We start from the raw sequence: 18,994 nt of genomic DNA, 5'->3' as shown, positions 1-18,994 counted from the left end.
GCGGCGCTTCTATCTGTTTTTTGAATGATCAGTTGGCCAGCGCCTTGGTGACCACTTCGGCCACGTCGCGTGACAGGTTGGGCGTGGCCGCGACCTGTTGCAACGCCAGGCGCATCTTTTCCTGCAGTGCCGGGGTGTACTTGCGCCAGCGGTCCAGGCTGCGCGCCAGGCGTGCGGCCACTTGCGGATTGCTGCCGTTCAAGGCGATCACCTGTTCGGCCCAGAAGGCATAGCCATTGCCATCGAGCGCATGGAAGGCCGAGGGATTGCCGTTGCAGAAGCTGAAGATCAGGCTGCGCGCGCGATTCGGGTTCTTCAACGTGAAGGCCGGATGCTCGGTCAGGGTGCGCACGGTGTTCACGTCGGCATTGCGGGCCGTGGCCTGCAGGGTGAACCACTTGTCGATGACCAGGGCTTCGTCTTCGAACTCGGCATAGAAGCGCTGCAGGGCTTCGCTCTTGCCGGGCGCGGCACTGTTGAGGATCGCCGACAGCGCGGCCAGGCGGTCGGTCATGTTGTTGGCGTCCTGGTCCTGCTGCTGGGCCAGGGCCATGGCTTCTTCGTCATCCAGTTCGGCCAGGTAGGACAGGGCTACGTTCTTCAGGGCGCGGTGGCCGGCCGAAGCGGCGTCGGGGCTGTAGGCGCCCGGCGTCTGGTGGGCGCGATAGACCGCCAGCAGGTCATCACGCAGTGCGCGCGCCAGCGAGCGGCGCAGGAACTGGCGCGCCACGTGGATGGCGTGCGGATCGATGACTTCCATCTGTTCGGCGATCATGGTTTCCGAGGGCAGGGTCAGCACCAGCTCGCGGAAGGCCGGGTCCAGCGACTCGTCCTTGAGCGTGGCGCGCAGCGCCTCGGCCAGGGCGCCGTCGTGCTCGATGTTGTTGAGCACGGTATCGACCGCCACCACATGGCCGGACTGGCGTGCGGCCTGCACCGCCACGGTGAGCGTGAGCAGGCGGCGCGTGGCCAGGCGCTGGCCGGCTTCCCAGCGGTTGAAGGCATCGCTGTCATGGGCCATCAGGAAGGCCAGCTCGGCATCGCTGTAGTCGAACTGCAGCACCACCGGCGCGGAGAAACCGCGCAAGAGCGAGGGCACCGGTTTTTCCTCGACGTTGATGAAGGTGAAGCTCTGCTTTGCCTTGGTCAGTTCCAGCACGCGGGTGGTGGCGCCGGCCTTCTTCTCGCCTTGCAGCGTGAGCGCCAGGTCGCGGCCCTGCGCATCCAGCAGGCCCACGGCCACCGGGATGTGGAAGGGCTGTTTCTTCTTCTGGCCGGGGGTGGCCGGGCAGCTTTGTTCCAGCGTCAGGGTCAGGGTCTTGCGCTTGGCATCGTAGTCGGCGCTGGCCTGCACCAGGGGCGTGCCAGCCTGGCTGTACCAGCGTTCGAATTGCGACAGGTCGCGGCCATTGGCATCGGCCATGGCGGCGCGGAAATCGTCGCAGGTCACGGCCTGGCCATCGTGGCGCTTGAAGTAGAGATCCATGCCCTTGCGGAAGCCCTCACGGCCCAGCAGGGTCTGGTACATGCGCACCACTTCCGCCCCTTTTTCATAGACGGTGACGGTGTAGAAATTGTTGATCTCGACGTAGGAGTCGGGACGCACCGGATGCGCCATCGGGCCGGCATCTTCCGGGAACTGCGCCTGGCGCAGCACGCGCACGTCGTCGATGCGCTTGACGGCGCGGCCACTGTCGCTGCCGATCATGTCGGCCGAGAATTCCTGGTCGCGAAAGACGGTCAGGCCTTCCTTCAGGGACAGCTGGAACCAGTCGCGGCAGGTCACGCGGTTGCCGGTCCAGTTGTGGAAATATTCGTGGCCGACGACGGCTTCGATGTTGGCGAAATCCACATCGGTAGCGATGCGCGGATTGGCCAGAACGTATTTGGTGTTGAAGATGTTCAAGCCCTTGTTTTCCATGGCGCCCATGTTGAAGTCGCCCACGGCGACGATCATGAAGCGGTCCAGGTCGAGGTCCAGGCCGAAGCGTTCGACGTCCCAGGTGATACTGTTCTTCAGCGAATCCATGGCGTGCTGGGTCTTGTCGAGGTTGCCCTCTTCCACCCACACCTGCAGCAGCGCATCGCGGCCCGACTGCAGGCGCACGGTTTCTTCCTGGCAGACCAGGTTGCCGGCCACCAGGGCGAACAGGTAGGAGGGTTTCTTGAACGGATCTTCCCACTTGGCATAGTGGCGGCCATCGGGCAGATCGCCTTCTTCGATCAGGTTGCCGTTGGACAGCAGTACCGGATAGCGCGACTTGTCGGCGCGCAGCATGACGGTGAATTTTGCCATCACATCCGGACGGTCCGGGAAGTAGGTGATCTTGCGGAAGCCCTCGGCTTCACACTGGGTGAAGAAGTTGCCGTTGGACACGTACAGGCCCATGAGCGAAGTATTGCGGTCCGGATGCACCAGGGTCTCGATCTCCAGCACCACCTTGGCCGGTGCGGCCGGGATGGTGAGCACGCCGCCGGCGATACGGAAGTCGCCCTTGGCCTGCGAGAGCGCCTTGCCGTTCAGGCGCAGGGCCACCAACTCCAACTCTTCGCCGAAGAGCACCAGGTCACGCCCTTTGGCGGCCGGGTTGCGGGTCAGGGTGATGCGGGTGGCGACGTGGGTGTTGGCCGGGTCGAGGTCGAAACCCATCTCGACGGTATCGGCCAGGTAGTTGGGAGCGGCGTAGTCTTTACGGTAGATCGTCTGGGGCGTATCGGTGCGCATGGAGGCCTGTCCGGGAAGGGAAAGTGGAGGTAAAAAAGTGAAACCAAACGTGAAGGCTAAAGCTGAAGACTAATTCGGTCAAAAGCCGGTTCAAGTGCAGCAAAAACCCGATTTTACCAATCATCCCGCATGGCGCGAACGGAATCGGCCGGAAATGCGCTCGTACTGCCCCTCACGGACCACTGGCGGACGGCATGGTTCATCGCAGGACCGGGCGCGCCATCTCGCACTACAATGGCGGACCCGGCACCTGCCCCGGCATGGGGCAGTCTGCCGATGCGCCCTGATCCCCTCGTCAGCCCAGCCTTACGCCCGGCGCCTGGCTTTTTTCAATGGAGTCTGTTCATGAAACGCTGGCTTTATCTTTTCCTTGCAGCGGCCAGCCTGCTGCTGTCCGGTTGCGCCTCGGTGATCGAGAGCAACGTCACGTCCTTCCATGCCTGGTCACCCGACTACAACCAGAAGGCCTATGCCTTCGCGCCGGCCAAGGAGCAGGAAAACGACCTGCAGTACCAGAACTACGCAGGGCTGATCCGCCAGGAGCTGCAGTTCCTGGGCTTTACTGAAGCACCCGACCTGAAGACGGCGCAATTGCAGGTCAGCTTCAGCTACGGCATGAATACCGGTCAGGTAGTGGTCACCCAGCCGGCCTACGATCCCTTCTTCTACGGGCCCGGCTGGGGCCGTTTCGGGCCGCGCCCGTTCGGCTACTACGGCCCCTATGGACCGTTCTATGATCCGTTCTGGTATGGCGGACCGATGCAGACGACCAGCTATCCGGTCTTCCTGCGGCGGCTGCAGATCGGCATCAGCCAGGCCGACGGCAAGAAACTGTTCGACGTGGTGGTGGACAGTGAGGGCCAGAGCGCCGGTCTGACGGCGGCCATGCCGGCCATGGTGCGCGCGGCCTTCGACGACTTCCCTGGCCCCAGCGGGGTGACCCGGCATATCCGCATCAAGGTGGACAAGAACGGCCAGCCGGTGGAGTAACGCTGTACGTAGCGGCAGTTCCGTGCACCTCAGCCATGCGGCGAGCGGGACAGCCGCTTGCCCAGCCCCCAGATACTGAGCAACAGCAGCGCGCCACCCAGCCATTGGGTGGCGCTCAGGTATTGGCCCAGCAACAAGGCCGCCAACAGCACGGCGGTCAGCGGTTCAATCAGGGTGGCAACCGTCAGCGCCGTGGGCGTCAGGCGCGCTGCGCCCCAGCTGAACACCAGCAGCGCCAGCGCCGCCGTGACCACGCCCAGGTAAAGGAACCAGGCCTGCGGCGGCAAGCCGCTGGGCCAGTGCAGCGGACGCACCAGGCTGGCCAGGCCCATCACCAGCGCCGCTACCACGGTCAGGCAGGTGGCCGACTGCCCGGCCCCCAAGGCCGACGAGAGCCGGCCACTGACCAGCGTGAATCCGGTATAGAGCAAGGCCGATGCCACCGAACAGGCCAGGCCGATGAAGAGGTCCATCTGGTCTGCTGCCGCAGTGCTGCCTTCCTGATGCCGCGCCACGATCAGCACGGTACCGCCCAGGGCGGCGGCCAGCACCATGGCCAGCGTCCAGTCCAGCCTTTCCTGCCCGCGCAGCAGCGCGATCATGGTGGAAAAGACTGGCGGCAGGCACAGCGCGATGAGGGTGGGAATGGCCGCCCCGATGCGCTCGATGCCCAAGAACCAGAACAGCACGTAACCCGCCATGGTGGTCCCGGCCAGCACGACCGGCAGCAGTAGCGTGCGCAGGGTCGGCCAGTGGATGCGGCGGCCGAACACCAGGCACAGGAACAGCGCGCCGACCATGAAACGCCAGAAGGAGATGTCACCCGGCGCAAACCCGTACTGCGCAATCAGGATGTTGACCACCAGCGCTCCGGTGCCCCAGAGGAAGCCGGCGCTGCAGGCGGCGATCAGCGCCACGCCAGAATAATGGGGCGTGGCCGGCGAAGAGGAACGGGAAACGGACACGGCGAATCCTTGCAATGAGGGTGGCAGAGGCGTCCAACTGGGCGCCGGCGCAGCGCCACAGTGTAGCCCATCGCCCTGCCCGCCTGCCGGCGGCCCCGCTTGCCTCAATTGATGAAGCGGCCACCGGCCCCGATGGCGGTGAGGTCGACGAAATCCGAACCGCTGTGGTCGGTGCTGCTGAAGTGCAGGCTGAAGCCGCCGCCATCGTAGTTGGCGGGGGTGATGCTTTCCAGCGCCCGGATCAGGCCGGTGCGGGTAAGCTGCGGGCCGGCGCGGCGCAGGCCCTCGACCAGCACGCGGGCGGCGATGTAGCCTTCCAGCCCGATGAAGTTGACGCCGGTGCCCGAGCTGCCTTGCATGGCTTTCTGGTACTCGTAGACGATGGGCAGCCGGGCCTTGTTGGGGAACGGGACGACCTGGGTGATCTCGGTGCCGATGCCCGCCTGCTTCAGGCGCGCGGCCAGCGACTGGCTGCCGACGAAGGAATAGTTGGAAAAGCCGCCCAGATAGCCGGTCGCACGCATGCGCATGATGAGCGCCGCTGCTGGCTGGTAGGAAACTGCCTGGATCACCACATCCGGTCGCATCTGCATGAACTGTTCGGCAGCAGTCGCGACGGCATCGCTGTTGCGCTCAATGGGAACGCTGCCCACCAGGGTCAGCCCATAGACGGCCGCGCGCCGGCGCAGATTGTCCAGCAGGCCCTTGCCCAGTTCATCGTTCTGGTAGAACACCGCCACGCGCAGCCGTCCGGTGCCCTGCAACTGGCGCAGCAGGAAATCGGTTTCCTGCTCGTAGCCGGCGCGCACGTGGAAGATCAGGCGGTTGAAGGGTTCGCGCAGCACCGCCGCCCCCGTATGCGGGGCGATCAGCGGGATGCCGGCCTCGCGGATGGCCGGCAGCGCCGCCAGTACGGTGGGCGTGCCGGAAAAGCCGAACAGCGCAAATACCTTGTCGCGCCAGATCAGTTGCTGGGTGTTGGCCAGGGTACGTTCGGGTTCGTAGCGGTCATCCAGGCTCAGCAGCCGCACACGGCGGCCATGCACGCCACCCTTGGCATTGACCTGGGCGAAATAGCTGCGCGCCCCCTCCTGGAAATCGCGCCCGATCTCGGCAGCCGGGCCGGTAAAGGGCGCGGACTGGCCCAGTACGATCTCCTGGGACGTCACGCCATTCTCGGCCGCCACGGCCAGCTTCAGTCCCCCTGCCAACGACCATGCCAGGCAGCCGCACCACAAGGCGGCTACGTGCCAGCTCCATCCCATCTCCCTCTCCCGCCAACAATGTTATCCCTGGATGCGTCGGGGTGAAGGAAAACACCCAAACGCCAAAGGCTGCATTTGACGATCAAGACGGAAAAAAATGCGTTATCCACGCATAGTTGAGGGCAAATACCGATATCTTGCGAGATTTGTACCGAAGAATTTCGATATCACTACGAAAAGTAGGCTTCGCTGGCAAAGGTGATGACAACGATCAACAACACCGCGCAGATCAGCACCGCCAACAGCCGCCCGAACTTGGGCGAGCCGTCGGCGCCGCTCGCCTGCTCGGGGGGATGGCCCATGGGATTGTCGAGGCCGCTCTCGCGCGGGGGCTGTTCCATGATGGTTCCTCTTCTGGCAGGCAATCAGGCGATCATTGAGTCAGGCAGCCATCACGGGATCAGGATGGTCGAACCGGTGGTCTTGCGGCCTTCCAGGTCGGCATGGGCCTGGCCGACGTCCTTGAGGGCATAGCGCTGGTTGATCTCGATAGTGATCTTGCCGCTCTGCACCATGTCGAACAGGTCGCCAGCGGTGGCATCGAGTTCGGCGCGGGTGGCGATGTAATTGCCCAGGGATGGACGGGTCAGGAACAGCGAGCCGCGCGAGGCCAGCTCGGACACGCCGAACGGCGCCACCGGACCGGAGGCATTGCCGAAGCTGACCATCATGCCACGCGGACGCAGGCAGTCCAGCGAGCCAATGAAGGTGTCCTTGCCGATGGAGTCATAGACCACCGGCACACCACGGCCAGCGGTGATTTCCTTGACGCGCTCGACGAAGTTCTCGGTCTTGTAATTGATCACGTGGGCCGCGCCGTGCTGCTTGGCCAGGGCGGCCTTCTCGTCGCTGCTGACGGTGCCGATCAGGTTCACGCCCAGCGCACGCGCCCACTGGCAGGCAATCAACCCGATACCGCCTGCCGCCGCGTGGAACAGGATGGTCTCGCCGGGCTGCACGACATAGGTCTGGCGCAGCAGGTATTGCACGGTCATGCCCTGCAGCATCATGGCGGCGGCCGTATCGAAGCTGATGGCATCGGGCAACTTGACCAGGATATCGGCCGGCATCACGCGGGCTTCGGCATAGGCGCCATTGGGACGGCCGGCATAGGCCACGCGGTCGCCAACCTGGACATGGGTGACGCCAGGACCAACCGCCTCGATGGTGCCGGCGCCTTCCTGTCCCAGGCCAGCGGGCAGCGGCTGCGGATACAGGCCCGCACGGAAATAGCAATCGATGAAGTTCAGACCGACGGCAGCGTGGCGGATGCGCACTTCGCCGGGACCGGGCTCGCCTACTTCCACGTCCACGTATTCCATCACCTCGGGGCCGCCGGTCTTGCTCATGCGGATTGCTTTTGCCATCTGGGTCTCCTTGTTGGTGCTCGGTTTCAAGCCTGAAAATTCACTTCTGGTGAGCCAGTATAGAACGCCTCAGCGCTTCTTGCGCGACAGCAGCCACATGCCCGCCAGCACCAGGGCGGTCCCGGCCAGCTGGATGCCGGTGATGGGCTCATCCAGCAGCACGGCGCCCATGAAGAGCGTCGACACCGGCCCCACCAGGCCGGCCTGGGCCGCCGTGGGTGCGCCGATGCGGGCCACCGCCACCATGGTCAGGAACACCGGCAACACCGTGCAAAACACCGCATTGAAGAGCGAGAGCTGATACACCGGCGCCACCTGCGTGACCAGATCGGCAGGCGCGCGCAGCACGAAGAACTGGATCACGCAAGCCACGCTGGAGACGCACATGGCATACGCTACCAGCCGCACCGCGCCCACCCGGCGCACCAGCTCGCCGGACGAAATCAGGTAGATCGAATAGCTCAAGGCCGAGGCCAGCACCAGGGCACTGCCGAGGATGACGTTGCTGCCACCGCTGTGCAGATCATGTTGCAGCACCAGCACGGTGCCGAAGTAGGACACCAGCAGCGCCGCCCATTCAATCCACCCGACCTTGCGCTTGAAGAAGAAAAAGGCGATCAGCATCACGAAGGAAGGCGTCAGGAACAGGATCAGCCGTTCCAGCCCGGCCGAGATGTATTGCAGCCCGAGGAAATCGAGAAAGCTCGACAGGTAATAGCCCATCAGCCCCAGGACCAGGATGCGCAGATAATCCGTCCGCGCCAGCGGCGGCTGGGTGCGTGCCTTCCAGAGCGCCACGGCGGCGAACATGGGGAAGGAGAACACCATGCGCAGCGTGATCACCATGACCGCATCGACCTGGTAGCGATACATCAGCTTGGCCACGATGGCCTTGGCGGAAAAGAAGATGGCGCCGACGATGGCGAGCAGCAGCCCGCCCAGGAAGGCCTGGCGCGGGGTGGCATGAAGGGGGGAGTGAGCGGCAGTCATGGCCGCGATTGTAAACCCTGGGCTGCCCACGCGCCGCCCGGATCCCGGGGGCGCGTGGGCGATGGCGCCTCAGCGCTTCTTCATCAGCGAGCCGAGCACGCCACGGATCAGTTCGCGTCCGACCTGCGAGCCGATGCTGCGCGCGGCGGACTTGACCATGGCCTGCAACGGCGAATCGCTGCGGCGGTTGCCGCCACCGCTGCCGAAGATGCCGCCAGCGGCATCCTTCAGGAGATCGCCCAGGCCGCCGCCCTCGCTTTGTTGCGGCCCAGAGGGTTGCGGTTGAGGCTGCGGGATGCGGGTGCCGCCGCCGGGGCGCGAAGTGCTGGCCGGGGCCGGCGTACTGCGGCCGGCTGAGGCGCCCCAGGCGTTGTCATCCACGGGCACGGGGGCAGTTTGCGGGGCTGGAGCCGGTGCCGGTGCAGCCTGCGGCTGCTGCACGGCGCGGCCTTTCAGGCGTTCATAGGCCGATTCGCGGTCGATGGCCTGTTCATAGACCCCGGCCACCAGCGAGGAAGCGATCAGGGTGCGCCGCTCCTCTTCGCTGAGCGGACCGATCTGCGACGCCGGGGTCAGCACGTAGCCGCGTTCGACCATGTTGGGCCGGCCCTTCTCATCGAGGAAGGACACCAGCGCCTCGCCCACGCCCAGCTCGGTGATGGCCTGGGCGGTATTGACCATGGGATTGGGGCGGAAGGTCTCGGCGGCGGCCTGCACCGCCTTCTGGTCGCGTGGGGTGTAGGCGCGCAGGGCGTGCTGCACGCGGTTGCCCAACTGGCCCAGCACGGTGTCGGGGATGTCCAGCGGATTTTGCGTGACGAAGTAGATGCCCACGCCCTTGGAGCGGATCAGGCGCACCACCTGCTCGATCTTCTGCAAGAGCGGCTTGGGCGCTTCATCGAAGAGCAGGTGCGCCTCGTCGAAGAAGAAGGCCATCTTGGGCTTGTCCAGGTCGCCCACCTCGGGCAGGTGCTCGAAGAGTTCCGAGAGCATCCACAGCAGGAAGGTGGAATACAGGCGCGGCGCATTCATGAGCTTGTCGGCGGCGAGGATGTTGATGACGCCGCGGCCTTGCGCATCGGTCTGCATCCAGTCCTCGATATTCAACATGGGTTCGCCGAAGAAGCGGTCGCCGCCCTGTTCATCGATGCCGATCAGGCCACGCTGGATGGCGCCCACGCTGGCGGCCGAGATATTGCCGTATTCGGTCTTGAACTGGGCCGCGTTCTCGCCCACGTGCTGCAGCATGGCGCGCAGGTCCTTGGTATCGAGCAGCAGCAGGCCGTGATCGTCGGCGATCTTGAAGACCAGTTGCAGCACGCCTTGCTGGGTGTCGTTCAGGTTCAGCATGCGGGCCAGCATCAGCGGCCCCATGTCGGAAATGGTGGCGCGCACCGGATGGCCCTGCTCGCCGTAGACGTCCCAGAAAGCAACGGGCGCAGCGGCCCAGGCCGGTTCGGGCAGGCCCAGCTGGGCCAGGTGCGCGCTGGTCTTGGGCGAGGCGCTGCCGGCCTTGCCCAGGCCGGACAGGTCGCCCTTGACGTCAGCCATGAAGACCGGCACGCCAATGTCGGACAGTGCCTGGGCCAGCACCTGGAGGGTGACGGTCTTGCCGGTACCGGTGGCACCGGTAATGCAGCCGTGGCGGTTGGCCAGTTGCGGCAGCAGGCACAGTGGCCCGCCGGAATGGGTGGCGATCGGAAGGGGATGAATCATGTCAAGTCAGCCTTGAAGGCAAAAATCACGGGGTGGCGGTATGGTAAAATGCCCGCCCGATTATAGTCAGAACATGGCGGCAGGAAATGCATTATCGGTCCTGCCTGAGCCTGGTCCCCTTCTGCAGCGATGCCTTGCCTGCGCCCGCCGGTCTTGCCGAGGCACAACATGGCTGACGCAGACCGGGCGGTTCTGGCCTCACCATCTCGCAGGAAAGATTCAACATGGCTGGACACAGCAAATGGGCCAATATTCAGCACCGTAAAGGCCGTCAGGATGAAAAGCGTGGTCGCGTCTGGACCCGCCTCATCAAGGAAATCACCGTCGCCGCCCGCATGGGCGGGGGCGATCCGGACACCAACCCGCGCCTGCGCCTGGCGGTGGACCGCGCCTCCGACGCCAACATGCCCAAGGACAACGTCACCCGCGCCATCCAGCGCGGCACCGGTGCCCTCGACGGCGTGAATTATGAAGAAGTGCGCTATGAAGGCTACGGCATCAACGGCGCGGCCATCATCGTCGATTGCATGACCGACAACCGCGTCCGCACGGTGGCCGAAGTGCGCCACGCCTTCTCCAAGTTCGGCGGCAACATGGGTACCGAAGGTTCGGTGGCCTTCATGTTCAAGCACTGTGGCCAATTGATGTACGCGCCGGGCACCGATGAAAATGCCGTCATGGAAGCCGCCCTGGAAGCCGGCGCCGAAGACGTCATCACCGACGACGAAGGCGGCATCGAAGTGCTGACCGGCCCGAACGACTTCGCCTCCGTGAAATCGGCCATGGAAGCCGCCGGCTTCAAGGCCGAGGTCGCCGAGATCACCATGAAGCCCTCCACCGAGACCGTGTTCACGGGCGAGGATGGCGTCAAGATGCAGAAGCTGCTGGATGCGCTGGAGAACCTGGACGATACCCAGGAGCTCTATACCAATGCCGTGATCGAAGAATGATTCACATGCATTGAACCGATTCGGACAACACGACACTTTCCGCCCCATTCGCCACTTTTATCTTCCTATCCCATGAAAATCCTAGTTGTTGGCTCCGGTGGCCGTGAACATGCGCTGGCCTGGGCCATTGCCAAGTCGCCGCGCATCCAGACGGTCTATGTTGCTCCCGGCAATGGCGGCACCGCGCTCGACGAGCGCCTGCAGAACATCGCCATCACCGATCCCGTGGCCCTGGCCGATTTCGTCGAGCAGGAGCACGTGGCGCTGACCGTGGTCGGCCCCGAAGGCCCGCTGGCCGCCGGCATCGTCAACATCTTCCGCGCCCGCGGCCTGAAGATCTTTGGCCCCACGAAAGAAGCGGCGCAGCTGGAAAGCTCCAAGGACTTCGCCAAGGCCTTCATGCATCGCCATGCAATCCCCACCGCCGAGTACCAGACCTTCTCGGACGTGGCTGCCGCGCATGACTACATCGCCCAGAAGGGCGCACCCATCGTCATCAAGGCCGACGGCCTGGCAGCCGGCAAGGGCGTGGTGGTGGCCATGACGCTGGAAGAAGCCCATTCGGCCGTGGACATGATGCTCTCCGACAACAAGCTGGGCGACGCCGGTGCGCGCGTGGTGATCGAGGAATTCCTGGCCGGTGAAGAAGCTTCCTTCATCGTCATGGTCGACGGCAAGAACATCCTGCCGCTGGCGACCAGCCAGGACCACAAGCGCCTGCAAGACCACGACCAGGGCCCCAATACCGGTGGCATGGGCGCCTATTCGCCCGCTCCCATCGTGACCCCGGCGCTGCATGCGCGCGTGATGCGCGAAATCATCATCCCGACCGTGCAGGGCATGGCCAAGGATGGCATCCCCTTCTCCGGCTTCCTGTATGCCGGCCTGATGATCGATGCCGAGGGCAATCCCAAGACGCTGGAATTCAACTGCCGCATGGGCGATCCGGAAACCCAGCCGATCATGGCGCGCCTGAAGACCGATCTGCTGACCGTGTTCGAACACGCCGTCACCGGCACGCTGGACAAGGTGGAACTGGAATGGGACCGCCGCACCGCGCTGGGCGTGGTGATGGCCGCCCATGGCTATCCGGAAGAACCGCGCCGTGGAGACCTGATCACCGACATCCCGGCCGAGACCGCCGACTGCGTGACCTTCCATGCCGGCACCGTCCTCAACGGCGAGAAACTGACCACCAACGGCGGCCGCGTGCTGTGCGTGGTGGGCCTGGGCGACAGCGTGAAAGTGGCGCAGAAGCACGCCTATGACGCCGCCGACCTGATCCACTTCGCCGGCTCGCAGATGCGCCGCGACATCGGCTGGCGCGCGCTCAAGCGCTAACAGCGTCAAGCCTGGCTGATGCCCTGGCAGCACCCTTTCCCCCGCAACGCCGCGCGCGTTGCGGGGGATTTCATTTTGGACGGCCGTGGGCAGATGGCGCCGTCCTGCAACAAAATGGCACCTGCGTAGCCTAAGCTCGACGGGTGTTTCAGGGCAGCATGCCCCCGCCAGGACCCGCATTCCCAGAAAAAAAGGACATATCGATGCCAACCCACCTGCTCAATTTTGAAACTTTGATCAATCTCTACCTGGTCCCCTTCGGACTGAAGGTCATCGCCGCCATCGCCATCTGGATCGTCGGCGGCATGTTCATCAACACCTTGTCCAAGGTCGTGCGCCGGGTGCTGACCGCGCGCCAGTTCGAGACCACCCTGGTCAACTACGCCAGCTCGGCCATTCACGTGATCCTGCGCGTGCTGCTGGTGATGGGCATCCTGGAAGTGTGCGGCATCCCGACCACCTCCTTTGCCGCCATGATCGGTGCGGTCGGCGTGGCGCTGGGTGTGGCCTGGTCGGGGCTGCTGTCGAACTTCGCGGCCGGCATCTTCCTGGTGGTGCTGCGGCCCTTCAAGGTGGGCGACTACATCACCGCCGCCGGCCAGACCGGCACGGTCTCCGACATCGGCCTGGTGACCACCATCATCACCACCGACAACAACCTGCGCGTGATCATCGGCAACAACAAGCTGTTCTCGGAAAACATCATCAACTACAACGTCAACGCCACCCGCCGTACCGACCTGCGTTGCCAGATTGCCTACAGCGTCGATCCGCAGCAGGCCATCGCCAAGCTCAGCGAGCGCATCAATGCCATCCCCAACGTCTTGCAGACGCCGGCGCCGGGCATCGTGATCCAGGAATTCAATGCCACCGGCACCCTGATCGCCCTGCGCGTGCACGCGCCCACGCCCAATTTCGGCCAGGTCTACAACGACGTGCAGAACGCCATCGCCGAAGTCTGCCTCAAGGAAGGCTGGCCGGCACCGGCGACCTATCAGGTGGCCGTGCCGCTGGCCCAGCCGCCGCAACACTGAGGCCAATGCCCCACAAGGCCGGTCCGGCACAGCCATCAGACCGGCTTTTGACGCCCCAGGGCGGGGCGCTCAAGGTACAATGGCGGGTTGGAACGCATTTCCGTCCAGTAACCGTGCATCAGAGCGACCCGCCGTGACCATCCATTCCAACGCTTCCACCAACACCGCTGCCGTCAAGGCTTATCTGCAGGACCTGCAACAGCGCATCGTCGCGGCTTTGGAAGCCGCCGATGGCAAATCCTTCCTGTCGGACTCCTGGGAACGCCCCGAAGGCGGTGGCGGCACTTCGCGCCTGCTGGAAGAAGGAAACCTGCTGGAACGCGGCGGCGTGGGCTTCTCCCACGTGATGGGCAAGAACCTGCCGCCCTCGGCGGCGGCCAATCGCCCGCACCTGGCCGGGCGTGCGTGGGAAGCGATGGGCGTGTCGCTGGTGCTGCATCCGCGCAATCCCTACGTGCCAACGGTGCACATGAACGTGCGCTTTTTCACCACCCATGCAGAGGGCGAAGAAGCGGTCTGGTGGTTCGGCGGCGGCATGGACCTCACGCCCTACTACGGTGTGAAGGAAGATGCAGTCCACTTCCACCGCACCTGCCGCGATGCGCTGCAGCCCTACGGAGAGGACCTGTATCCGCGCTTCAAGACATGGTGCGATGACTATTTTTACCTGAAACACCGCAAGGAGCCGCGCGGCGTCGGTGGCATCTTCTTCGATGACTTCAACGCCCTGCCCTTCGAGCAGGCCTTTGCCATGCAGCGCAGCGTCGGCGATGCCTTCCTGGAAGCCTACCTGCCCATCGTGGCGGCGCGCCGCGATACGCCCTATGGCGAGCGGGAGCGCGACTTCCAGGCCTATCGCCGGGGCCGCTATGTGGAATTCAACCTGGTCTTTGACCGGGGCACGCTGTTCGGATTGCAGTCGGGTGGACGCACCGAATCCATCCTGATGTCCATGCCGCCGCTGGTGAAGTGGCGCTATGACTGGCATCCGGAACCGGGCAGCCCGGAAGCTGCGCTGTATTCGGACTTCCTGGTGCACAAGGAATGGCTGTAATGGCGCCGCCTGCGGCGCAACGCTGCATTGCCGTGCTCGGCGGCAGCTTCGATCCGGTGCACAATGGCCACGTCCTGCTGGCCGAGCATTTCGTGCAACTGCTGCAGCCTGACGAGCTGCGCGTGATTCCCACCGGCAATCCGTGGCAGAAGCACGGCTTGCAGGCCACACCGGCCGATCGCGTGGAAATGGTGCGGCTGGCCTTCGACCGCCAGCAGGTGCCGGTGGTCATCGATGAGCAGGAAATCCGCCGCGCCAGCGCGACCTATACCATCGATACCCTGCGCGCACTGCGCTCCGAGCTGGGACCGGAGGTATCCATCGTGTTTTTGATGGGCGCCGACCAGCTGCAGCATCTGGATACCTGGCAGCACTGGCAGGAACTGTTCGAGTACGCGCACCTGTGCGCGGCCTCGCGGCCCGGCTTCGCGCTGGCCGATGCTCACGTGCCGTCGGCCGTGAGCGAAGAATTCAAGCGGCGCAGCGCTGCGCCGCAAGAGATCCGCAGCACCACGCACGGATACGGCTACCTGGCCCTCGGGCTGGCGGTCGATATCTCATCGACTGAAATCCGTGCCCAGCTGCAACGCGGCATCCGTCCCGATTCGCTGATCCCGGGCAGGGTGCTAGACTATATCGAACAACAACATCTGTACCGAACTCAATAATGGACATCAAAAAACTGCAAACCCTGGTCGTGGACGCCCTGGAAGACGTCAAGGCCCAAGAAATCCGCATCTATGACACCTCGCACCTGACCAGCCTGTTCGACCGCGTGGCCATCGCCTCCGGTACCTCGAACCGCCAGACCAAGGCACTGGCCGCGTCCGTGCGCGACAAGGTGAAGGCCAAGGGCGGCAACGTCGTCAGCGTCGAAGGCGAAGACACCGGTGAATGGGTGCTGGTCGACCTGGGTGACATGATCGTGCACATCATGCAGCCGGCCATCCGTACCTACTACCGCCTGGAAGAAATCTGGGGCGACAAGGAAGTCAAGCTGGGCGCGGCCAAGCGTACCGGCACTTCGGCCGCCGCCAAGCGCGCCGCCGCCGACGAAGCCCCGGCACCCAAGACCCGCCGCACCCGCGCCCAGGCCGAAGCGGTCGAAGCCAGCCAGGCCCTGGACGACGACGAGGACGCACCGAAGAAGCCGGCCCGCAAGCCGCGCGCGACTACGACCAGCACCACCGGTACCCGCGCTGCTGCCGGCACGACCCGCACCACCCGTACCACCGGCACCAAGACCACCGCAGCCAAGACCACCACCACCCGTGGCACCGCTGCCGGCAGCAAGACCACCACGACCAAGGCTGCTACCACCCGCAAGGCGGCAGCGCCCAAGACCCCGACCGGCAAGACCGTGCGCGTGGCTCCCGCCAAGAGCGAGACCGCCAAGAAGCCGGCCGCCAAGCGTTCCAGCAAGGCTTGATGCAGCTGGTGATCGCCGCCGTCGGCCACAAGATGCCGGCGTGGATCGAGACCGGCTTCCAGGAGTATGCCAAGCGCATGCCACCGGAATGCCGGATCATCCTCAAGGAAATCAAACCCGTCGAACGCTCCGGCAGCCGCACGGCAGAAACCGTGATGGCGCAGGAGCGCGAGAAGATCGAAGCGGCGCTGCCCAAGGGTGCGCGCGTGATCGCGCTGGACGAGCGCGGCCGCGACTGGACCTCGGTGCAGCTGTCGCAGCAACTGGTGCAGTGGCAACAGGATGGACGCGACGTGGCCTTCGTCATCGGGGGGGCCGATGGCCTCGATCCGGGATTCAAGGCCGGTGCCGATACGCTCATCCGCATCTCCAGCATGACCTTGCCGCATGGCATGGTGCGGGTGATGCTGGCCGAGCAGTTGTACCGGGCCTGGTCGATCACGCAGAACCATCCGTACCACCGCGCCTGAATTCGTCCACCGCCGGCCAGCCGCGCTGGATCCGGCCTTTGACATCCATGGCTCAATGAAACAAGCGGACCACAAAATCTATCTCGCCTCGAAAAGCCCGCGCCGGCGCGAATTGCTGCGCCAGATCGGCATCGATTTCGAACTGCTGCTCTCGGACAAGGAAGTCGACGAGAGCGTGCTGCCCGGCGAAGCCCCGCTAGACTACGTTGCCCGCGTCACCCGCGCCAAGCTCGACAGCGCCCAGCAGACCATGATCCTGCGCCAGTTGCCGCACCGCCCGCTGCTCTCGGCCGATACCACGGTGGTGGTCGATGACATGATCCTGGGCAAGCCGGCCGATCACGATGAAGCCGTGCGCATGATCAACCTGCTCTCCGGCCGCACGCACCAGGTCCTGACCAGCGTGGCAGTGGGCGTGACGCACGGGGTGGACACCGAAGTCTGGCAGATCGTGCAGCAATCCGACGTCAGCTTTGCGCCGCTCACCGAGCAGGCCATCGCGGCCTACTGCAATACGGTGGAACCCTACGACAAGGCCGGCGCCTATGGCATCCAGGGCCTGGCCTCGGTCTTCATCAGTCATATCGTGGGCAGCCATTCCGGTATCATGGGGCTGCCGCTCTTCGAGACGGCTCAACTACTACAACAAGCGGGCGTGCGCATCCTATGAGCGAAGACATCCTCATCAACATCACGCCGCAGGAGACGCGCGTGGCGCTGATCCTGCAAGGCGCCGTGCAGGAACTGCACATCGAGCGCACTCTCTCGCGCGGCCTGGCCGGCAACATCTACCTGGGCAAAGTGGTACGGGTCCTGCCGGGCATGCAATCGGCCTTCATCGACATCGGCCTGGAGCGCGCGGCGTTCCTGCACGTGGCTGACATCTGGGAAGCCCGTCCGCACGATGGCCAGAATGCGCCGGCCATTCCCATCGAGAAACTGCTGCACGATGGCCAGAGCATCACGGTGCAGGTCATCAAGGATCCCATCGGCACCAAGGGAGCGCGGCTGTCCACGCAGATCTCCATTGCCGGGCGCATGCTGGTCTACCTGCCGCAGGACAAGCACATCGGCATCTCCCAGCGCATCGAGAACGAAGCCGAGCGCGAACTCTTGCGCAGCAAGGTGCAGGCGCTGCTGCCGCCGGAAGAAAAAGGCGGTTTCATCATCCGCACCATGGCCGAGGATGCCTCCGACACCGACCTGCAGATGGACGTGGAATACCTGCGCACCACCTGGGCCACCATCATCAAGCAGGCCAAGACCAAGCCGGCGCCGACGCTGCTGCACCAGGATCTGTCGCTGGCGCAGCGGGTGCTGCGCGATTTCGTCTCCGACCACACCGCCACCATCCAGGTCGATTCGCGCGAGAACTTCCACATGCTGCAGGAGTTCGGCGCCGTCTATACGCCCTCGGTGCTGCCCAAGCTGATGCATTATCGCGGCGAGCGTCCGCTATTCGAGCTGTATGGCGTGGAAGAGGAAATCGAGCGTGCCTTGGGCCGCCGGGTCGACCTGAAGTCGGGCGGTTATTTGATCGTCGACCAGACCGAGGCGATGACCACCATTGACGTGAACACCGGCAGCTTCGTCAACGGCCGCAACTTCGACGACACCATCTTCAAGACCAACCTCGAAGCGGCGCATGCCATCGCCCGCCAGTTGCGGCTGCGCAACCTGGGCGGCATCATCATCCTGGACTTCATCGACATGGAGAGCACCGAGCATCGCCAGGCCGTGCTGGCCGAACTGGGCAAGGCCTTGCAGCGCGACCGCACCAAGATTTCGGTGTCCGGCTTCTCGACGCTGGGCCTGGTGGAAATGACCCGCAAGCGCACCCGCGAATCACTGGCCCACATCCTCTGCGAGACCTGCCCCGCCTGCAAGGGCCGTGGCCAGGTCAAGACGCCGCGCACGGTGTGCTACGAGATCCTGCGCGAGGTCATGCGCGAGGCCAAGCAGTTCAATCCGCGCGAATTCCGCATCCTGGCCTCGCAGGTGGTGGTGGACATGTTCCTGGAAGAAGAATCGCAACACCTGGCCATGCTGGGCGATTTCATCGGCAAGCCGGTGTCGTTGCAGGTGCAGAGTGATTACCAGCAAGAACAATACGACATCATTCTGATGTAACGCCCTGAGCCCCCCTTCTTACACGCTTTACCCATGAACTCCTTCTCCAGCGCATCCACCGCCACGTCTTCCCTGTCCGCGTATGTCGATTTCAGCAAATTGCGGTTGGGCGACCGCATGGCCTCGGCCTGGTATGCCCAGCAGCGCCGCCTGCGCACGGGGGAACGATTCGGCATGGTGGATGAGCACCTGCTGATTCCCGAACCGTTTCCGATGGATGTTTTTTTCCCGGAGACCTTCGTGGCCATCTCGCGCGAGGAGATCGCCGCTACCGCGCTGCCGGAATGGGACCAGACCATCCTGTGGATCAATGCCACCAACGAATTTGCCCGCCATCCCGCCAACGGATTTTTCGAGCACATCCCCGAGGACGTGATGGCAGCCGCCCAGGAACTGGTCAAGCAGCGCAAACCGAACCGTCCGCGCGTACTCATGCACGTGCTTGACGATGCCACCTACAATCACCGGCGCAACTGGCAGCGCAGCGATGCCCAGGCTACGGCACGGGCGCTGCAAGGAGCGGGATGCGAGGTAGTCCTCCTCAATCCGGCCCAGGGTCAGTTCAATG

At 64.4% G+C, this 18,994-nt stretch carries 17 protein-coding genes; 10 read left to right on the top strand and 7 right to left on the bottom strand.

The genetic code is table 11. From position 1 onward, the window contains the following. Positions 1–28 precede the first annotated feature (28 nt). Positions 29–2,725, bottom strand: coding sequence for an aminopeptidase N (gene pepN, locus ACVC5H_RS07055; protein WP_489621644.1), 2,697 nt, complete (start codon positions 2,723–2,725; stop codon positions 29–31). A 345-nt stretch (positions 2,726–3,070) separates the two neighbouring features. Here pepN and ACVC5H_RS07050 point away from each other — a divergent pair, with 345 nt between their 5' ends. Next, positions 3,071–3,715, top strand: coding sequence for a DUF4136 domain-containing protein (locus ACVC5H_RS07050; RefSeq protein WP_489621643.1), 645 nt, complete (start codon positions 3,071–3,073; stop codon positions 3,713–3,715). A 29-nt stretch (positions 3,716–3,744) separates the two neighbouring features. On the opposite strand, the gene ACVC5H_RS07045 is transcribed toward ACVC5H_RS07050, so the two are convergent. The 6 genes from ACVC5H_RS07045 to ACVC5H_RS07020 form a co-directional block, all read right to left on the bottom strand. Further along, complete coding sequence (locus ACVC5H_RS07045; protein WP_489621642.1) at positions 3,745–4,680, bottom strand: DMT family transporter; 936 nt, start codon at positions 4,678–4,680, stop codon at positions 3,745–3,747. 104 nt (positions 4,681–4,784) lie between these two features. Continuing rightward, positions 4,785–5,945 carry an ABC transporter substrate-binding protein gene (locus ACVC5H_RS07040; protein WP_489621641.1) on the bottom strand — a complete coding sequence of 387 codons (1,161 nt, stop codon included), beginning with the start codon at positions 5,943–5,945 and terminating at the stop codon, positions 4,785–4,787. Between the two features lie 170 nt (positions 5,946–6,115). Beyond that, positions 6,116–6,286 carry a hypothetical protein gene (locus ACVC5H_RS07035; protein WP_489621640.1) on the bottom strand — a complete coding sequence of 57 codons (171 nt, stop codon included), beginning with the start codon at positions 6,284–6,286 and terminating at the stop codon, positions 6,116–6,118. 51 nt (positions 6,287–6,337) lie between these two features. After that, positions 6,338–7,312, bottom strand: a complete 975-nt coding sequence (locus ACVC5H_RS07030; RefSeq protein ID WP_489621639.1) for a quinone oxidoreductase family protein — start codon at positions 7,310–7,312, stop codon at positions 6,338–6,340. 69 nt (positions 7,313–7,381) lie between these two features. Continuing rightward, positions 7,382–8,302: a DMT family transporter gene (locus tag ACVC5H_RS07025; RefSeq protein WP_489621638.1), complete on the bottom strand. Its 921-nt coding sequence runs from the start codon at positions 8,300–8,302 to the stop codon at positions 7,382–7,384. 69 nt (positions 8,303–8,371) lie between these two features. Continuing rightward, positions 8,372–10,018 carry a helicase HerA-like C-terminal domain-containing protein gene (locus ACVC5H_RS07020; RefSeq protein ID WP_489621637.1) on the bottom strand — a complete coding sequence of 549 codons (1,647 nt, stop codon included), beginning with the start codon at positions 10,016–10,018 and terminating at the stop codon, positions 8,372–8,374. A 224-nt stretch (positions 10,019–10,242) separates the two neighbouring features. Here ACVC5H_RS07020 and ACVC5H_RS07015 point away from each other — a divergent pair, with 224 nt between their 5' ends. From ACVC5H_RS07015 to rng, 9 genes are all read left to right on the top strand, one after another. Beyond that, on the top strand, positions 10,243–10,968 hold the full coding sequence (locus ACVC5H_RS07015) for a YebC/PmpR family DNA-binding transcriptional regulator (protein ID WP_489621636.1): 726 nt from the start codon (positions 10,243–10,245) through the stop codon (positions 10,966–10,968). A 72-nt stretch (positions 10,969–11,040) separates the two neighbouring features. After that, positions 11,041–12,309: a phosphoribosylamine--glycine ligase gene (gene purD / locus ACVC5H_RS07010; RefSeq protein ID WP_489621635.1), complete on the top strand. Its 1,269-nt coding sequence runs from the start codon at positions 11,041–11,043 to the stop codon at positions 12,307–12,309. Positions 12,310–12,512: 203 nt separating this feature from the next. Further along, positions 12,513–13,343 carry a mechanosensitive ion channel family protein gene (locus ACVC5H_RS07005; protein ID WP_489621634.1) on the top strand — a complete coding sequence of 277 codons (831 nt, stop codon included), beginning with the start codon at positions 12,513–12,515 and terminating at the stop codon, positions 13,341–13,343. Positions 13,344–13,422: 79 nt separating this feature from the next. Further along, on the top strand, positions 13,423–14,397 hold the full coding sequence (gene hemF, locus ACVC5H_RS07000) for an oxygen-dependent coproporphyrinogen oxidase (RefSeq protein ID WP_489621633.1): 975 nt from the start codon (positions 13,423–13,425) through the stop codon (positions 14,395–14,397). Beyond that, complete coding sequence (locus tag ACVC5H_RS06995; protein WP_489621632.1) at positions 14,397–15,065, top strand: nicotinate-nucleotide adenylyltransferase; 669 nt, start codon at positions 14,397–14,399, stop codon at positions 15,063–15,065. The genes hemF and ACVC5H_RS06995 overlap by 1 nt, the downstream gene beginning before the upstream one ends. Further along, positions 15,065–15,826, top strand: a complete 762-nt coding sequence (gene rsfS / locus ACVC5H_RS06990) for a ribosome silencing factor (protein ID WP_489621631.1) — start codon at positions 15,065–15,067, stop codon at positions 15,824–15,826. Before ACVC5H_RS06995 ends, rsfS begins: the two co-directional genes overlap by 1 nt. Then, entirely contained in the window at positions 15,826–16,296 is a 471-nt protein-coding gene (gene rlmH, locus ACVC5H_RS06985) for a 23S rRNA (pseudouridine(1915)-N(3))-methyltransferase RlmH (protein ID WP_006464668.1), read from the top strand. The genes rsfS and rlmH overlap by 1 nt, the downstream gene beginning before the upstream one ends. 55 nt (positions 16,297–16,351) lie before the next feature. Continuing rightward, the gene (locus ACVC5H_RS06980) at positions 16,352–16,966 is read left to right on the top strand and encodes a Maf family protein (protein ID WP_489621630.1); all 615 of its coding nucleotides are present in this window, start codon (positions 16,352–16,354) and stop codon (positions 16,964–16,966) included. Further along, the gene (rng, locus tag ACVC5H_RS06975) at positions 16,963–18,426 is read left to right on the top strand and encodes a ribonuclease G (RefSeq protein WP_489621629.1); all 1,464 of its coding nucleotides are present in this window, start codon (positions 16,963–16,965) and stop codon (positions 18,424–18,426) included. Before ACVC5H_RS06980 ends, rng begins: the two co-directional genes overlap by 4 nt. Positions 18,427–18,994 lie beyond the last annotated feature (568 nt).

Source organism: Herbaspirillum sp. Her3 (genome assembly GCF_057961275.1).
The sequence above is the reverse complement of the archived record's forward strand: the minus strand, read 5'-3'. Positions and strand labels throughout refer to the sequence as shown.

What these genes read in the sequence shown, in the direction of transcription:
- pepN (WP_489621644.1), bottom strand. Translation starts at nt 2,725, where the DNA reads ATGCGCACCGATACGCCCCAGACGATCTACCGTAAAGACTACGCCGCT.
- ACVC5H_RS07050 (WP_489621643.1), top strand. Translation starts at nt 3,071, where the DNA reads ATGAAACGCTGGCTTTATCTTTTCCTTGCAGCGGCCAGCCTGCTGCTG.
- ACVC5H_RS07040 (WP_489621641.1), bottom strand. Translation starts at nt 5,945, where the DNA reads ATGGGATGGAGCTGGCACGTAGCCGCCTTGTGGTGCGGCTGCCTGGCA.
- ACVC5H_RS07035 (WP_489621640.1), bottom strand. Translation starts at nt 6,286, where the DNA reads ATGGAACAGCCCCCGCGCGAGAGCGGCCTCGACAATCCCATGGGCCAT.
- ACVC5H_RS07030 (WP_489621639.1), bottom strand. Translation starts at nt 7,312, where the DNA reads ATGGCAAAAGCAATCCGCATGAGCAAGACCGGCGGCCCCGAGGTGATG.
- ACVC5H_RS07025 (WP_489621638.1), bottom strand. Translation starts at nt 8,302, where the DNA reads ATGACTGCCGCTCACTCCCCCCTTCATGCCACCCCGCGCCAGGCCTTC.
- ACVC5H_RS07020 (WP_489621637.1), bottom strand. Translation starts at nt 10,018, where the DNA reads ATGATTCATCCCCTTCCGATCGCCACCCATTCCGGCGGGCCACTGTGC.
- ACVC5H_RS07015 (WP_489621636.1), top strand. Translation starts at nt 10,243, where the DNA reads ATGGCTGGACACAGCAAATGGGCCAATATTCAGCACCGTAAAGGCCGT.
- purD (WP_489621635.1), top strand. Translation starts at nt 11,041, where the DNA reads ATGAAAATCCTAGTTGTTGGCTCCGGTGGCCGTGAACATGCGCTGGCC.
- ACVC5H_RS07005 (WP_489621634.1), top strand. Translation starts at nt 12,513, where the DNA reads ATGCCAACCCACCTGCTCAATTTTGAAACTTTGATCAATCTCTACCTG.
- hemF (WP_489621633.1), top strand. Translation starts at nt 13,423, where the DNA reads ATGGCGGGTTGGAACGCATTTCCGTCCAGTAACCGTGCATCAGAGCGA.
- ACVC5H_RS06995 (WP_489621632.1), top strand. Translation starts at nt 14,397, where the DNA reads ATGGCGCCGCCTGCGGCGCAACGCTGCATTGCCGTGCTCGGCGGCAGC.
- rsfS (WP_489621631.1), top strand. Translation starts at nt 15,065, where the DNA reads ATGGACATCAAAAAACTGCAAACCCTGGTCGTGGACGCCCTGGAAGAC.
- rlmH (WP_006464668.1), top strand. Translation starts at nt 15,826, where the DNA reads ATGCAGCTGGTGATCGCCGCCGTCGGCCACAAGATGCCGGCGTGGATC.
- ACVC5H_RS06980 (WP_489621630.1), top strand. Translation starts at nt 16,352, where the DNA reads ATGAAACAAGCGGACCACAAAATCTATCTCGCCTCGAAAAGCCCGCGC.
- rng (WP_489621629.1), top strand. Translation starts at nt 16,963, where the DNA reads ATGAGCGAAGACATCCTCATCAACATCACGCCGCAGGAGACGCGCGTG.